The following is a 15134-nucleotide window of genomic DNA, read 5'->3' as shown; positions in this document are numbered from 1 at the left end:
GGGAGTTCGTCGGAAGTCCTGCGCGGGCTCCGGAGCCCGCATAGCGTGCGGTGACCAGGACCGCTCCCCGCGTTCTCGTGGTCGGCACCTGTTGGGGCCCACGACCCACTAGGAGATCTTGGAATGTCCGCCGACAGCTCCGAGTTACACCCGCTGCGACACCGGCCCGCACGACACGCATCCCCTGTCCCGCCCTCGCCGCCACCCACCCGGCAGAGCAACGGCAACAGCAACTGGCGGTCCGTACGGGCCCGTTCATGGACCGGACCCCACCGCGATCTACGGCTTCTCCGCCGGGCCTGCCGCCGGCAGCGACGCGTCGCCGCATTCGCCGCGCTCGGCTACTTTGCCGTCTTCCTCACCCTCACCGTCGCACTCCCCTCGGTGATGACCGCTCCCGCCCTCGGCGGACTGCCCGCCGGCCTCTGCCTGGCGCTGGTCCAACTCCCCGTCACCTGGCTGGCCGTGCTCTTCTACGAGTACACCGCGCGACGCCACGTCGACCCCCTCGCCCGCCGGGTGCGCCACCAGACGCCGCACCCCCGCGACGAGCAGGTCGGGCCGTGACCGACTTCAAGGGCGCCGCACAGTCCTGGTCACTCGTGGCGTTCTTCAGCGTCGTCACTCTCACCCTGCTGCTGTGCGTGGTCACCGGCCCCGACCGCGACGACCTCGACGAGTTCTACACCGGCTACCGGTTCCTCTCCCCGCTCCGCAACGGCCTGGCCATCGCCGGCGACTACATCTCCGCGGCCACCGTCCTGACCGTCGGCGGCATCATCGCGCTCTGCGGCTACGACGGTGTCGTGCTGGCCCTGAGCACCCTGCTCTCCCTGCTGCTCCTGATGTTCCTGCTGGCCGAACCGCTGCACCACACCGGCAGGTTCACCATGGGCGACGTACTCGCCCGCCGGATGCCCGGCCGCGCGGTACGTATCACCGCCTGTGCCGTCACCCTTGCCGCGCTCGTGCCCATGATGGTCGTCCAACTCGCGGGCGTGGGGCAGCTGTTGGCGTACGTCCTCGGCTTCTCCGACAGCACCATGCGCACCGGCTGCGTCGTCGGGGCCGGAGCGCTGATGATCACCTACGCGGCGCTCGGAGGCATGCGCGGCACCGCCCTGATCCAGATCCTGAAGACCGTGATCCTCCTCGGCTCGGGCCTGGTCGTCGCCGCGCTCATCCTGCACACCTTCGGCTGGAGCCCCCCGACCCTGTTCCGGACCGCCGCGCGGAACAGCGGGGCCGGCCACAACTACCTGCGCTACGGGCTCCAGTTCGCCGGCGGAAAGCACCCCGCCCTCGACATGGTCAGCACGCAGTGCGCGATTGTGCTCGGCGGTGCGTCCCTCCCCCACGTCACCATGCGCATGTACACCGCCGGCAGCACCCGTCAGGTGCGCCGTGCGATGTCGTGGGCCGTGTCGGCGGTCGCGCTGTTCATCGCCGTCATGACCGTCGTCACGGTCGGCGCCACCGCCCTCATCGGCGCGAAGACCATCACGGCCGCGGACCCACGCGGCTCAACCGCCTATCTCCTCGGGGCGCGCGCCGCGTTCGGCACCGACCTCTCCCGTCCGGAGAGCCTGCTGTTCACCACCGTCACCACAGCCATCTTCCTGACCCTGCTGGCCTCCGTGGCCAGCATGACCCTGGCCTGCGCCAACTCCCTCGCCCACGACATCGCCGCCCGCCCCGACACACCACCGCTGCGCGAAATGGCGCTGGCCCGCCTGTCCGCCCTGGCCGTGGGCATCCCCGTGATCGGCCTGGCCGTACTCTCCCAGCACCGCAGCCTCCAGCCCCTCGCCATCCTCTCCTTCTGCCTGGGCGCCTCGGCGATCGCCCCGGCGCTCCTCTACAGCCTCTTCTGGCGCCGCTACACCCGCGCCGGTCTGCTGGCCACACTCATCGGCGGCACCGTCAGCGTCCTGGTCCTCCTGCCCGGCACCAGCCTCGTGTCCGGCACCCCCCAATCGGCCTTCCCCGACGCCGACTTCAACTGGTTCCCGTTCACCACGACCGCGCTGGTCTCCGTCCCGGCCGGGTTCCTCTGCGGCTTCGTCGCCACCGTCCTGTCCCGCAGAAGGTCCGGCGCCCGCGCACGCAACCGCTACGAATCCATCGAGCCCGTCCTGCTGGCCGGACCGGCGTACCCCAAGAACGGATGACGACCCGCCGCCGTGATCGGGACCGGGGGCCGCAGCCCCCGGCACCCGCCCCTCAGCCGGCGACAGCGAACTGGCGCAGCGCGTCCTGGGCACCGTTGAACCGGTCGTGGTCACCGACCGTCTGCCCGGACGACGTGTACTGCCACATCGTGTACGCCGACCAGCCCGCCGGAAGGGCCCCCACCGACGAGGCGTACCGGGCCACCCACAGGGGGTTCGTGGCGCCGAATCCGCGGTAGCCGCCGGTGCAGCTGCTCCACCAACTGGTGGACGTGTAGATCACGGCGTCACGGCCGGTACGGGCCTTGTAGCGGTTCAGGAAGTCACCGATCCAGGTGACCATGCTGCTCGTGGACTTGCCGTAGCAGGAGTCCCCGTAGGGGTTCCACTCGATGTCGAGTGCCCCCGGGAGCGTCCGGCCGTCGCCCGACCAGCCTCCGCCGTGGTCCACGAAGTAGTCGGCCTGCGCTGCTCCGCTGCCCCCGTCCGGTGTGGCGAAGTGGTAGGCCCCGCGGACCATGCCGACGTCGTACGCGCCCTCGTACTGGTCCTCGAAGTACGGGTTCCGGTAGGAGGTGCCTTCCGTGGCCTTCGTGTAGGCCCATCTGGTTCCGGCGCTCCACAGACTCGGCCACGCCACATCGCGCTGATAGCTGGAGACGTCCACGCCCTCGGTCTGCCCGGCCCGTTCCTCCGGGGACACCGCGCCGATCCTGCCGCTCGTCCCGTCGTGGGCCAGGACGCCGATGCCCATGTAGGCGCTGCCCCGCGCGGGTCCGGGTTCGGCCGTGGTCGGCGCGGGGGCCATACCGGTCACGGTGAGGAGAAGGCCGGACACCATCACGGCCACGCACAGACGGGAAAGCCCGTCCCGGGTTGTTATTCGTCGTCGCATACCGCCTATACGAACCGCAACCGTGCCGCATCGCACGTCATGTACCGCCAACCACGCCCGCACCCCGTACCGCGAGGCATCCGTGAGCCCGACGGGTGAGACCGCCGACCAAGCCGTACGACGACGTGATCTCCTGGACCGAGGCCGACCCGGGATGGTTCGCCCGCACACGACTGGAGTGGGGAAGAGCAGTGACGAACGAGCATGACCTGGACGCCGCGCTTCGGGTGGCCGTGGAACTGGCCGCGTGGGCATCGGAGACGATCCGCGGCGGGAACGGCGGGGCCTCGGGCCCGGTCCGGCAGAAGGCGGGCCCGGCCGACATCGTCACGGACACGGACGAGGCGGTGGAGCGGCACGTACGGTCGGTGCTGCGGCGCGAGTTCCCCGGCTGGGGGATCGACGGCGAGGAGTACGGCGTCGAGGAGGGCGCGTCGGACGCCCCGCACTGGGTGATCGACCCCGTGGACGGAACCACCAACCACGCCCACGGGCTGGGCTGGTGCTCCTTCTCGCTGGGCCTCGCGCGACCGGACGGCTCCCCTCTGCTGGGCCTGGTCGCGGACCCGTGGCGGGGCGAGGTGTTCACGGCCGTACGGGGCAGGGGCGCGCACCTGAACGGCGTCCCGATCCACGCGGCGGACCACACGACACTGACCGGCCATGTGTTCATGACGGAGTGGGCGGCGCACGCGCACTGGCCCGGCCTGGACGCGCTGATGGCCCGACTGGCCGACCGGCACTGCACGGTTCGCGTGATGGGCTCGACGGCACTGTCCCTGGTGCAGGTCGCGGCGGGCCGGGCGGCCGCCGCCGCGATCGGCGAGTTCCACCCGGTGGACGGTCTCCCGGCGCTGCTGATCGCGACGGAGGCAGGGGCGGTCGCAGTGCCGCAACTCCCGGCCTACGACACGCCGTTGCTGCTGGCCGCGCCCGGAGTCGCGGCGGAAGCGCGGGAGTTGTGGCAGTCGACGGTCAGTCCCCCGGTCCCGCGACCGTGACGACGACCTTGCCCTGCGGGTGGCCGTTCTCCAAGTGGCGGACGGCGTCGGCGGCTTCGGCCAGTGGAAAGGTGCGGTCGACCACGGGAGTGAGTTCACCCTTGTCGATGAGGGCGTCGAGAGTCTGAAGGTCCGCACGGCGTACGACCGCGAGCATGCCCCGGAGCTTCGGGCCCCCGAACAGCGAGCGCAGCCCCATCTCCAGTCGGATGCCCGCGTCGGCGAACCACTGGCTCCCGCCTTCGCCGCCGACACGGACGAGGGTGCCGTGCGGAGTGAGCACGCTGCGCAGGAGCGAGACACTGCGGTTGCCCGCGGCGTCCAGGACGACGTCGTACCGGCGCGGGCGGTCGGTGATCTCCTCGCGGGTGTAGTCGATGACGTCGACGGCGCCCAGGGATCGGACGAAGTCCGCCGCGTCCGGACCGCAGACCGCGGTCGCCTCGGCGCCGTGCGCGGTGGCGAGTTGGACGGCGAAACTGCCGACTCCGCCCGAGGCTCCGATGACCAGGACCTGCTGGCCCGGTCGCAGACCGGCCCTGGTGTGCAGCGCCTGGAGGGCGGTGACACCGGAGCAGGGGACGGCGGCGGCCTGTTCGAAGGTGAGGCCGTCGGGTTTCCGCGCGATCCTGCCGGCCTTGGCGAGGGCGAACTCGGCGAAGGAGCCCCGGCATTCGCCGTGGACGGCGTCTCCGGGTTCGAGGTCGGTCACGCCGGGGCCGACCGCCTCGACCACCCCCGCGCCGTCCCAGCCGGGCACGGGGTTCTTCGGCCTCCGCAGACCAAAGACGAGTCGCGCCGGATAGGGCAGGCCGGTCATCAGATGCCATACGTCGGGCCCGGCACCGGCGGCGCGCACTCGGATCAGTACCTCGTCGGGGCCGGGCACCGGTCGGTCGATGTCCCGCAACTCCAGTACGTCCGCCGGGCCGTAGACGTCCTGCACGATGGCTTTCAAGGTGGTCGCCTCCCGTTCGGGTCGGGGCACCCAGCCAGCATCCCGCGAGCCGGCGCACACGCCCAGCAGTCGGCCGCCGGATCTAGCTCTCTTCGACGGTTTCGACGGGGCAGGCGGTGACGGCCGGTTCGGACTCGCGTCGCCGCTCCGGGCCCGCCGTCCGGGTGCGGGCCGCCAGGCGGGCGGTAGCGGTGACCGGCAACACCAGCAGCGCGAACGCCCATACGAATGGGGCGAGTTGACTGTTCGTAGCCGCCGTCACCGCGCTGAACAGGGCAGAGGCCAGGGCCAGGACGAGCGTCTGCCCAAGGTTCTGCGCGGTCTGCATCGCGCTGCTCGCATAGCCCTGCCCGCCGGCCGGGGCGTGATTGAGGGACAGCAGCGTCAGCGAAGGCGTCGCGAGCCCCATGCCCACTGCGGCCAGCACCATCGAGGACACCGCCGTGGCCGCGGGGACGGCGGGCAGGACGCAGATCACGGCCGACAGGACCGCAGCCGCCATCACCCCGGCCCCGACGGCAACGAGCCGGTCCCTCGGTACCCGGTCCTGCAGGCGTCCCTGGAGCCAGGACGCCCCGGCCCAGGCGAGCGCGGCCCCGGTGAAGGCGAGCCCCGTCACCACGCCCGGCACCCTTCGTGCCGTACTCAACATCAGTGGTACGAACGCCTCCAGCGTGAAGTACGCGCCGGACGTCAGCGCCCGCAGCAACACGGTGGCGGGGAGCCCGCGCCCGGCCCGCCAGGTACGCGGCGGCAGCAGCCTCGGCGCGAACACCACGAGCAGCGCCAGTCCGGAGACCGTGCACACCCCGTGCCGTACGTCCCAGGCGGAGACACCGTACTGAGTGAGCGCTGCCGCCAAGCTCACCGCCAGCGCGGCGGAGAGGGCCGGCCGTCGCACCGGCCCCGCTGCCCGCGCGGCTTCTCCTCCGCTCTCCTTCCCCCGCCCGCGCAGCAGGAGCACCGCTGTCGCCGCCGGAATCAGGGTGAGAACCGCGAGGCCGAAGAACACCGCGCGCCAGGACCACCACGCGGCCACGAGCCCGGCGAGCGGCGGACCGGCCAGGGACGGCACGATCCAGCAGGCGCTCATCAGGGCCAGGGCTCGGGCACGCAGGTGATCCGGGTAGGCCTGGCCGATGGCCACGTTGATCGACACGGCCACCAGTCCGGCGGCGATGCCGTCCGCGAACCGTCCCAGGGCCAGCTGCCAGATGGTCGTACTCGTCGCGGAGACGAGCAGTGTGACGACGGTCAGGGCCACCCCGGCCATCAGCGGCCGACGCGGCCCGGCCCGGTCCGCCCAGGTCCCGCCCAGCACCCCGCCGAGCAGGCTCGCGGCGACGAACGCCCCCGCCACCAGCGGATACAGCACCACCCCGTCGAGGTCCCTGGCGGCCACCGGCAGCAACGGCATCACCGCCAGCGCGGCGAACCCGCTCAGGAACATCACCGCCGCGAAACTGGCGGTCGCGGCCAGATGGGTACGGGAGAGCAGTCCGGTCACGGACAGAAAGGTATGCACCAACTCCGGGCATGGCCAACGTATTTGATCCCGGCACTCCCGGTGTCAGGTGTCAGGCGTCAGACCGAGACGCTCGGCTTCGCCGCCGCCGTCAGGACGTGCTGGAGGCGGCGGGCCGCGTTGAGGTGGTCCGCCGTCCAGATGATGCGGACGGCGGTGGCCGTGGCGCGTCCGTCGTCGTCCCGCAGGTCACGCCGCAGGGAGTCGACGAGGCGCGCCTCTTCTTCGGTGTTGCGCGCCAACGGGTCCGGTACGGCGGTGTGTTGGCCGAGTCCGGCGGCCAGGTCGCGGTACCAGTCGGAGAGCCGGACGACGGTGTCGAGGAGGATCAGCCGGGCCTCGGAGCGGTCGGGCTGGATCTGTTCGTCGCCGCCGTTGCGCTGCCACAGTTCCAGCACGGCGTCGGCGGCGAGGCGCAGTCCTACGATCCCGGTGACCAGGGTGGTCATGTCGGAGAGCCGTACCGGCTTGGCGCCCCGTTCGGCGAGGTAGCTGCGGAAGGCGTCGTCGAGCCGGCGGGCCGCGGCGGCCGCCTGCCGGCTCGCCTCGAGCGGTGCGTCGGTCGGCAGACAGCCGATGCTGCAACGGCTGGCCGCGTACTCCACCGCGTCCGCGAGATAGCGGGCGCTGGCGTCGTACGCCGCGGACAGCGCCCGGTCCACGGCGGCCCCGGCGCCTCGCGGCCAGAAGAACAGTCCCACCAGCACACTGACCGCGCAGCCCAGGGCGATGTCCTGGATCCGCAGCAGCACGATGTGCCAGTCGGGGTCCTGGCCGATGTTGAACAGGATGACCAGGGCGACGGTGAAGGCCGCCTGTCCGGCCGCGAAGGAGATGGCGGCGGGGGCGATACCGGCGAAGAGCACGGCGACGGGGAGCAGGAACCAGAGCAGGGTGCCGTGGTGGCCGATGAGCTGGAGCAGCCCGACGCCCACGAGCGAGCCGACCAGGGTGCCGCCGAGGGCGCGCAGCGCGTTCTGCCCGGTGTTGAGCGCGTTGGAGCGCAGCACCGACAGGGTTCCGAGCAGGACCCAGAAGGAGTGCTGGACCCCTGTCGCGTTCGCCAGCGCCACGGCGATTCCGAGACCGAGCGCGCCCCGGAGGCTGTTGTGCAGCCAGACCGAGCGCGGCTCCAGATGGGCGGCGGCGCGTTCGACGGCCGAGCCGAGCGGCTGGGCCAGTGCGCCGGGTTCTCCGCCGAGCAGCCGCTCCGGCCAGCTGCGCCGCTCGGCGGCCGCGGCGAGATCCACGTTGCCGGCGATCTGCAGCGTGGCGAAGCCCAACTCCTGGGCGCGGAACGACAGATCGAGGGTCTCGATGAAGGCACGGACCTCCGACTCCGTGCGCGGCTTCGGCTGTTCCACGGGCAGCCGGTGGGTGGCGCCGTCCTCCATGCCGTCCATCGCCGCACGCAGGTTCACCAGGGCGGCGCGCAGGGCCTCGGGTGCCGCGCGCGGGGTGTCGAGGAGTACGGCCGCCTCGTCCAGGGCTGTGGCCGCCGCCCGCCGTACGGTGCGTGCGTCGGCGTCACAGACCCGGCGTTCGTCCGATGCGGGACCGCTGTCCTCCACGATGGCGCTGAGCCAGGTGAGTTCGTCGACCAGGCGGACCAGTGCGCGGGAGCCGACGGACAGACCGGTGGGCCGGTAGGGAGTGGCGTCGAAGGCGCTGCGCAGGTCCGCCGCGGCGGCGGTGGCCCGGTCGGCGGCGGCCTCGCACTGCCGGGCGGTCGGCGCCTGCGGCCCGCCGTCCAGCCAGGAGGCGTCGGTGCGCAGCTGGGCCGCCGCCGCGCGGCAGACCCGGGCGGCGGGCGCGCTCAGCGGGTCCGCGGTCGGCCGGGGCCACAACAGGGAGATCGCGAACATGGCGGCGACCGCGGCGAGGCCCGCTCCCGCGAGCCGGTCGGGCAGCTGCGACAGCGGGGCCGGTGAGGTCACGGGAAGGATGAAGGCCAGCAGCAGCGCGGTCGTGGCGCCCGCGAGGACGGAGCTGACGACACCCGAGAACAGGACCAGGAAGCCCACTACGACCATGGTGGCCACCGCCAGCCAGTTCGTACGCGCCACCAGCGTGCCGAGACAGATGAGCGTCGCCCACCCCAGCGCGAGCCCCACGTGCGCCCGCAGGCGCTGCACCATCGGGCCGGTGAACTCCACCAGCAGGAGCATCGAGAACGACCCGAACGCCGCATAGGTCGCCATCGTCGAGGATTTCAGCAGTTGGCCGCACAGGGCGAACAACGCGGGCATCACCAGTGCGGTGCGGGCGGCCCTGTGCGTCGCCGCGAGCCCCGGATCATGGTCCCGCAACCACGCCGGAATCCGCCCGGGCAGGCCGCGCCAAGTTCTCTCCATACGCCGGCGCACCTCCAGCCCGCGCAGCACCCATGTGCCCCGCCATACCCGAGTATCCGCCATGCCCGCCGATCGCCCCTGCCGGGCCGGACCAAGGCGCGGTGGGCCCCCTCACCCGGCCGTGACTGCCGTCGCGCCCGCCTCGGTGAGCAGGGCGGCCGTCGCGGGATGAGGACCGTTGTTCGCCCACTCCAGCGGGGTCCGTCCCGTGCCGTGGTCTTCCCGTACGTTCGGATCGGCGCCGTGAGCGAGCAGTGCGCGGACGGTGTCGGTGTGCCCCCAGCACGCTGCGGCGCACAAGGGCAGGCCCTCCGCGCCGATGCCGCTGCTCTCGGTGTCGAGGACGGCGCCGGCCGACAGGAGCAGCCGGACGATCGCGGCTTGCCCGTTCACGGAGGCGGCGTAGAGCGGCGTGGTGCCCTCGTCGTCGGCTCGTCCCGGGGCGGCGCCGGCGCGCAGCACTGCCTTCACTGCACCGGCGTCACCCACCGCTATCGCCCCGAAGAGCCGCCGGGAGAGTTTCTTCTGCTGCCGCTGCTTCATGGGCCGAGATTAGAGGGCTGCTGGTTGATGACGGGATCGTGGCTTTGACGACCGCGTTCACGAAGCTCTTCGGAGTGCGACACTCGGCGCACTGGTCCGCCACTTGTCATTCAGGTGACCGAGCCCGGCAGGCGCGGGACACGACCTGACGTCACGTCAGGGCGGCCTTGCGGGCGAGGATCTGGATCCCCGTCGACTCATGGCCGTTCATCGTGGACACCGTCACGGTCCGGCTGTCGATGCCTTCGAAGTCGGCGAGGAGCGCGGTGAGCCATTCACGGGAGTGATGGCGGCACACGGCGCCGTCGCCGGTCCGGAACACGCCGTAACTGGCGTCGCCGTGGCCGCCGTTGAGGGTGGCGTAGTCGTCGTAGCGGCTTCGGTTGCGCTCGTCGTCCTGCAGCAGGAGGTCGCTGGCGTAGAGGATTCCGCCGGGCCTGAGGACGCGGTGCAGCTCGGCGATCAGTCGGCGTTGGGCGTCGTCGCCGGGGACGCAGGTCAGCACGGCGAAGAGCAGCACCACGTCGAAGTCGGCGTCCGGGGAGGGCATGGACGGGGGTGTGTCCAGGGTCGTGAAGTGCATGGCGGGGTGCAGGAGTTGGGCCCGCTCGATCATCGCCGGTGAGATGTCCGCGCCCGTCAGATTGCCAAAACCGTGCCGTTCGAGTTCGTCGAGCGTGCGGCCGTAGCCGCATCCGTAGTCGAGAATCGCCGCCTGCTTGCCGATCCCCGCCAGCCAGGGCAGATGGAGGGGGTGGGTGAAGGTCTTCGTGGCCGCGGCGGCGTCCCAGTAGGAGATCTGGGTGTCGAGACGGTCGGACACGGTGGATGCCTCTCTGCGGAACGGCAGGGACACCAGGGTGACCTAGAGTCGCCGAATGCGACAAAGGACAGGCGTGGCGGCGGCTGGAATGGTGATCCTGGCCTGGAGCGAGTGGCTGAACCGGCGCTGGTCCCGAACTCTCGTGGGAGACAACGAGGGTGCTACCGAGGCCGTGGTCGTGCTGGGATACCGGAACCCTCGAGCGACGGCGAACCTCATCAACCGTTGGCGAGTCCGCGCCGGCATTCGCTCCCTCACCGATGACGGCAGGCACGACACTCGCTTGATCTTCAGCGGCGGTACGACGACCATCGGCGGTGCGTCCGAGGCCCGACTGATGGCCGACTACGCGCGGTCGGTGCTCGAATTCACCGGCACAGTAGTCCTCGAAGAGGAAAGCACAACGACATGGGAGAACGTCACCAACGTGATCCCGCTGCTCGAGGACGCCGACCGCATCAAGATCGTCTCCCAGCCGGCTCACGCCCTCAAGGCCCGCGAGTACCTGCGGCGGCAGCGCCCCGATCTCGCGAAGAGGCTCGTGCGCGCGGACGACTACCGCCCCGGCGAGTGGCTGATCGTCAAACCGCTGCTGGCGCTGTACGGGCTCTGGAGGCTCCGTCGCCTGAGGGCCGAGGAGCGCAGAACCACACCTGGCTGACCCTCAACTCCCGGCGCCCAGCACATACAGCCCCGGAAGATTGACCACGATCGCCTCCTGGGTGCTGCGGGCGATCACGACCGCGGCCTCCTCCACAGGGTGAACGGGACCGGGGGTCGGCGTGGTTGTGGCAGTCGTGTTTCAACTGCCCACGTCACGCTGGTTCTCCGGCACCGGCTGTGGTTCTCTCACTGCATGACCGTGCTCGTGACCCGCCGCCACGTCGACTACGTGCGTGTCACCAGCACGGGGTGTCCCGCCCTGAGCTGACGCTCCGCTCCGGCATCCGATTCCCCTCTTCACGAGCGCGCCGCGCCGGTATTAGTCGTGCCTTCTTTCAGGACAGCGGCCCCGCGGTCGGCTCGCCCCACGCACCCGCACGCCCGCACAAGGGAGAACCATGAGCCAGCCCATCGACTCCGTCACCGGGGGTCACACACCCGAGGACGAGTCCGCAGGTCCGGACACCTCTGCATGGTCGTTCGAGACCAAGCAGATCCACGCCGGCGCCGTGCCGGACCCTACGACCGGGGCGCGGGCGACGCCGATCTACCAGACCACCTCGTTCGTGTTCCGGGACACCCAGCACGCGGCCGACCTCTTCGCACTGGCCGAGCCCGGCAACATCTACACCCGCATCCACAACCCCACCCAGGACGTCTTCGAGCAGCGCGTCGCCGCCCTGGAGGGCGGTGTCGCCGCGGTGGCCCTGGCCTCCGGGCAGGCCGCGGAGACCCTCGCGATCCTGACACTGGCGTCCGCGGGCGACCACCTGGTCTCCAGCACATCGCTGTACGGCGGCACGTACAACCTCTTCCGCCACACGCTGCCGAAGTTCGGCATCGAGGTGTCCTTCGTCGACGACCCGGACGACCTGGACGCCTGGCGGGCGGCGATCCGCCCGAACACGAAGGCCCTGTTCGCCGAGACCCTCGGCAACCCGCGCGGCAACGTCCTCGACGTACGGGGCGTGGCCGACGTCGCGCACGAGGCCGGCGTCCCGCTGATCGTCGACAACACCGTGCCGACCCCGTACCTGTTGCGGCCCATCGAGCACGGCGCCGACATCGTCGTCCACTCGGCTACGAAGTTCCTCGGCGGGCACGGCACCACCATCGGCGGTGTCGTGGTCGACGGCGGCACCTTCGACTTCGGCGCGCACGCCGAGCGCTTCCCCGACTTCAGCGAGCCGGACCCGAGCTACCACGGCCTGCGGTACTGGCCGGCGCTCGGTCCGGGCGCCTTCGCCATCAAGCTGCGCGTGCAGCTGCTGCGTGACCTCGGCCCGGCGATCTCACCGCACTCCGCGTTCCTGCTCCTCCAGGGCGTGGAGACGCTGAGCCTGCGCATCGAGCGCCACTCGTCCAACGCCCAGGCTCTGGCCGAGTGGCTTGAGCAGCGCGATGAGGTGGCCGCCGTCCACTACCCGGGACTCGAGTCCAACAGGTGGTACGAAGTGGGACAGCGCTACCTCCCGCGCGGTGCCGGGGCGGTGCTCGCCTTCGAACTCCGTGACGGGGTCGAGGCCGGGAAGCGTTTCGTGGACGCCGTGGAACTCTTCAGTCATCTCGCCAACATCGGGGACGTACGCAGCCTCATCATCCACCCCGCGTCGACGACCCACAGTCAGTTGGATGAGGCGCAGTTGGCAGCGACGGGCACTTCGCCGGGTCTGGTGCGGCTGTCCGTCGGCATCGAGAACCTCGCCGATCTGAAGGCCGACTTGGAGGCCGGGTTCCGAGCGGCCAAGGGCGCGTCCTGAACACCGTACCGACTCCGTCCGCGGTCCCCCTTCCGCCGGCCTCCGGGGCCTGGCGGGAGGGGGACCCGCCCGGGCGCCGTCAGTGGCATGCTCGGGAGAAGCCCCTCGCGCTGGAGGCTGGTGGTGAACTGCCGGGTGTGCGGCTGGCGTTCGAGACCTGGGGGCGACTCGCACCGGACCGCTCGAACGCCGTACTCGTCCTGCACGCGCTCACCGGCGACAGCCATGCCGCCGGCCCGGCCGGGCCCGGTCACCCCACGTCCGGCTGGTGGGACGCGCTGATCGGACCGGGACGGGCTCTGGACACGGACCGCTGGTTCGTCGTCGCGCCGAATGTGCTCGGGGGCTGCCAGGGCAGTACCGGCCCGTCGTCGCTCCGCCCGGACGGACGGCACTGGGGCGGGGACTTCCCGTTTCTGACGCAGCGCGACCAGGTGGCCGTTGAGGCGGACCTGGCGGATGAACTGGGCATCGCACGTTGGGCGTTGGTGGTCGGCGGGTCCATGGGCGGGATGCGGGCGCTGGAGTGGGCCGTGACGTATCCGGAGCGTACGGACGCGCTCCTGCTTCTCGCCACCACCGCCTCGGCGAGCGCCGAGCAGATCGCGTGGACCAACATCCAGCTGCACGCCATCCGTTCGGACCTGCACTGGCAGGGCGGCGACTACCACGGCACCGGCCGGGGTCCCCATGCCGGACTCGGCCTCGCGCGTCGCCTGGCCCATGTCACCTACCGCAGCGAGCCGGAGTTGGCGGTCCGCTTCGGCCGTACGGCGCAGGGCGCGGAGGATCCGTGGAACGGCGGCCGGTATCAGGTCGAGTCGTATCTCGACCATCACGCGGCCAAGTTGGTGCGCCGGTTCGACGCGGGCAGTTACGTCACGCTGGCGGAGGCGATGAACAGTCACGACATCGGCCGCGACCGGGGTGACACGCGAGCGGCTCTGCGCCGGGTGACCGCGCGGACACTTGTCGCCGGAGTCGACTCCGACCGGCTCTATCCACCGTCCCAGCAGGCGGAGTTGGCGGCCGGGATCCCCGGCGCGGACCGTCTGCGCGTGATCGATTCGCCCTACGGCCACGACGGATTCCTGATCGAGACGGAGCAGGTCGCGGCGCTGGTCCGCGAACTCGTGGGCTAGCGACCCGGACTCTACGGGGAGTGTGTGTTCGCGAGTTGCTGGATAATGCCGAGGCGGTCCGGTAGCACGTTGTAGCGGACGATCCGGCCCTCGCGGACGGTCAGCCAGCTGATGCTCTGTCCGGTGAAGGGCTTGCCGGTGGCCGGCACGCCGAAGATGTTGCCGGTGTGCAGCCCCTCGATCGTCCAGAACACGATCACTCGGTCGCCCTCGGCGAGCAGGTCGGAGACGTGGACGTCCTCGACGTTCTCCCACAGCCACTCGGCGTGCTCGCGGGTGCCGGTGCCGCCTGCGCCGACCCGTGTCTCGTCGGCGGCGTCCGCGGCGACGATCTCGTCCAGGACATCCAGCCTGCGTCCGTCGACGAACTCCTCGAAGTAGCGCCGGGCGACCGACTTGTTGCGTTCGGTCTCGTTCTCGAAGGCGTGATTGTTGTGGGTGCCGGTCACTTGACGCCTGCTTTCTCTCGGCGGATCGGTGGATCGGTGAATTGCTGGATCAGTGGGCCGCGGGGCCGGGCGGCGGGGGCAGGATGCCTCCGTTGGCGCTGAGTCCGCCGTCGACCGGCACGGTCACCCCGGTGACGTACGAGGCGGCCGGTGAGGTCAGGAACCAGATGACCTCGGCCTGCTCCCGGGGCTCGGACCAGCGGTGCGCCGGGATACGGCCGGTGATGGCCGCGGAGAAGTCCGGGTCGGCGATCTGGCCAGCGGTCAGCGCGGTGGCCGTGCCGCCGGGGGCGATGGCGTTGACCCGGATGTTCTGGGCCGCGTAGTCAATGGCGGTGGCCCGCACCAGGTTGATGACAGCGGCCTTGGTGGCGTTGTAGCCCCAGGTACCGGGGTCGCCACGCAGCCCGGAGACGGACGAGGTCGCCACGATCGAGCCGCCGCCCGAGGCGCGCAACGCGGGCGCGACGGCCCGGATCCCGAGGGCGACGGAGCGCACGTTGACGGCGAACAGCCGGTCGAACCGCTCGATCGCACCGGACGCCTCCAGCGGACCGGCCCCACCGATACCCGCGTTCAGCACGGCCGCGTCGAGACGCCCGAAACGCTCCAACGCCAGCTCCACGGCTGCGGTGTTGGTGGACTCCTCGGAGACGTCACCGACGAGGGTGGCCACGCCGTCCAGGGTGCCGAGTTTGGCCAGCCCCTCCTCCTGTACGTCCACGGCGACCACCCGGTGACCGCGTTCGGCGAAGAGACGCACAGTGGCCTCCCCGATTCCGGACGCGGCGCCGGTCACCAACGTGACGGGCGCGGCACCTGACGTCATCAGCAACTCCTTTGTGGTGCA

14 protein-coding genes and 1 pseudogene are annotated in these 15134 nt (G+C 71.2%); 6 read left to right on the top strand and 9 right to left on the bottom strand.

Annotation, left to right across the window (positions count from 1 at the left end; all coding sequences use genetic code 11):
* Nucleotides 1–123 precede the first annotated feature (123 nt).
* Nucleotides 124–567 (top strand): DUF485 domain-containing protein, encoded by a 444-nt coding sequence (locus SSP08S_RS32095; RefSeq protein WP_019071764.1) that lies wholly within the window; start codon nucleotides 124–126, stop codon nucleotides 565–567.
* Nucleotides 564–2171: a sodium/solute symporter gene (locus tag SSP08S_RS32090; RefSeq protein WP_019071763.1), complete on the top strand. Its 1608-nt coding sequence runs from the start codon at nucleotides 564–566 to the stop codon at nucleotides 2169–2171. The genes SSP08S_RS32095 and SSP08S_RS32090 overlap by 4 nt, the downstream gene beginning before the upstream one ends.
* Before the next feature lie 52 nt (nucleotides 2172–2223).
* Here SSP08S_RS32090 and SSP08S_RS32085 read toward each other — a convergent pair whose 3' ends face one another.
* Nucleotides 2224–3012 (bottom strand): lysozyme, encoded by a 789-nt coding sequence (locus tag SSP08S_RS32085; RefSeq protein ID WP_245607998.1) that lies wholly within the window; start codon nucleotides 3010–3012, stop codon nucleotides 2224–2226.
* 245 nt (nucleotides 3013–3257) lie between these two features.
* On the opposite strand from SSP08S_RS32085, the gene SSP08S_RS32080 reads away from it, so the two are divergent.
* Entirely contained in the window at nucleotides 3258–4067 is an 810-nt protein-coding gene (locus SSP08S_RS32080) for an inositol monophosphatase family protein (RefSeq protein WP_043259839.1), read from the top strand.
* Here SSP08S_RS32080 and SSP08S_RS32075 read toward each other — a convergent pair.
* From SSP08S_RS32075 to SSP08S_RS32055, 5 genes are all read right to left on the bottom strand, one after another.
* Entirely contained in the window at nucleotides 4042–5055 is a 1014-nt protein-coding gene (locus SSP08S_RS32075) for an NAD(P)-dependent alcohol dehydrogenase (RefSeq protein ID WP_019071760.1), read from the bottom strand. The genes SSP08S_RS32080 and SSP08S_RS32075 overlap by 26 nt on opposite strands.
* Before the next feature lie 52 nt (nucleotides 5056–5107).
* Nucleotides 5108–6532, bottom strand: coding sequence for an MFS transporter (locus tag SSP08S_RS32070; RefSeq protein WP_019071759.1), 1425 nt, complete (start codon nucleotides 6530–6532; stop codon nucleotides 5108–5110).
* Between the two features lie 77 nt (nucleotides 6533–6609).
* Nucleotides 6610–8904, bottom strand: a complete 2295-nt coding sequence (locus tag SSP08S_RS32065) for an FUSC family protein (RefSeq protein ID WP_019071758.1) — start codon at nucleotides 8902–8904, stop codon at nucleotides 6610–6612.
* A gap of 111 nt (nucleotides 8905–9015) precedes the next feature.
* Nucleotides 9016–9447 carry an ankyrin repeat domain-containing protein gene (locus SSP08S_RS32060; RefSeq protein ID WP_019071757.1) on the bottom strand — a complete coding sequence of 144 codons (432 nt, stop codon included), beginning with the start codon at nucleotides 9445–9447 and terminating at the stop codon, nucleotides 9016–9018.
* Between the two features lie 151 nt (nucleotides 9448–9598).
* Nucleotides 9599–10270, bottom strand: a complete 672-nt coding sequence (locus tag SSP08S_RS32055) for a class I SAM-dependent methyltransferase (RefSeq protein WP_026179004.1) — start codon at nucleotides 10268–10270, stop codon at nucleotides 9599–9601.
* Between the two features lie 88 nt (nucleotides 10271–10358).
* Between SSP08S_RS32055 and SSP08S_RS32050 the strand changes: the two genes are divergently transcribed.
* The gene (locus SSP08S_RS32050; protein ID WP_019071755.1) at nucleotides 10359–10931 is read left to right on the top strand and encodes a YdcF family protein; all 573 of its coding nucleotides are present in this window, start codon (nucleotides 10359–10361) and stop codon (nucleotides 10929–10931) included.
* 3 nt (nucleotides 10932–10934) lie between these two features.
* Here the strand turns inward: SSP08S_RS32050 and SSP08S_RS59665 are convergent.
* Nucleotides 10935–11030 (bottom strand): annotated as a pseudogene (locus tag SSP08S_RS59665) (cupin domain-containing protein); the annotation flags it as partial.
* A gap of 301 nt (nucleotides 11031–11331) precedes the next feature.
* Between SSP08S_RS59665 and SSP08S_RS56280 the strand changes: the two are divergent.
* Nucleotides 11332–12693: a bifunctional o-acetylhomoserine/o-acetylserine sulfhydrylase gene (locus SSP08S_RS56280; protein WP_019071753.1), complete on the top strand. Its 1362-nt coding sequence runs from the start codon at nucleotides 11332–11334 to the stop codon at nucleotides 12691–12693.
* Nucleotides 12690–13835: a homoserine O-acetyltransferase MetX gene (gene metX, locus SSP08S_RS32035; protein ID WP_078532566.1), complete on the top strand. Its 1146-nt coding sequence runs from the start codon at nucleotides 12690–12692 to the stop codon at nucleotides 13833–13835. Before SSP08S_RS56280 ends, metX begins: the two co-directional genes overlap by 4 nt.
* A gap of 11 nt (nucleotides 13836–13846) precedes the next feature.
* Here metX and SSP08S_RS32030 read toward each other — a convergent pair whose 3' ends face one another.
* On the bottom strand, nucleotides 13847–14284 hold the full coding sequence (locus SSP08S_RS32030) for an ester cyclase (RefSeq protein ID WP_019071751.1): 438 nt from the start codon (nucleotides 14282–14284) through the stop codon (nucleotides 13847–13849).
* 49 nt (nucleotides 14285–14333) lie between these two features.
* Nucleotides 14334–15113: an SDR family NAD(P)-dependent oxidoreductase gene (locus SSP08S_RS32025; protein ID WP_019071750.1), complete on the bottom strand. Its 780-nt coding sequence runs from the start codon at nucleotides 15111–15113 to the stop codon at nucleotides 14334–14336.
* Between the last annotated feature and the right edge of the window lie 21 nt (nucleotides 15114–15134).

The organism is Streptomyces hokutonensis (genome assembly GCF_000376565.1).
GTDB classification, from domain to species: Bacteria; Actinomycetota; Actinomycetes; order Streptomycetales; family Streptomycetaceae; genus Streptomyces; species Streptomyces hokutonensis.
This window is presented reverse-complemented; position numbering and strand designations above follow the sequence as displayed.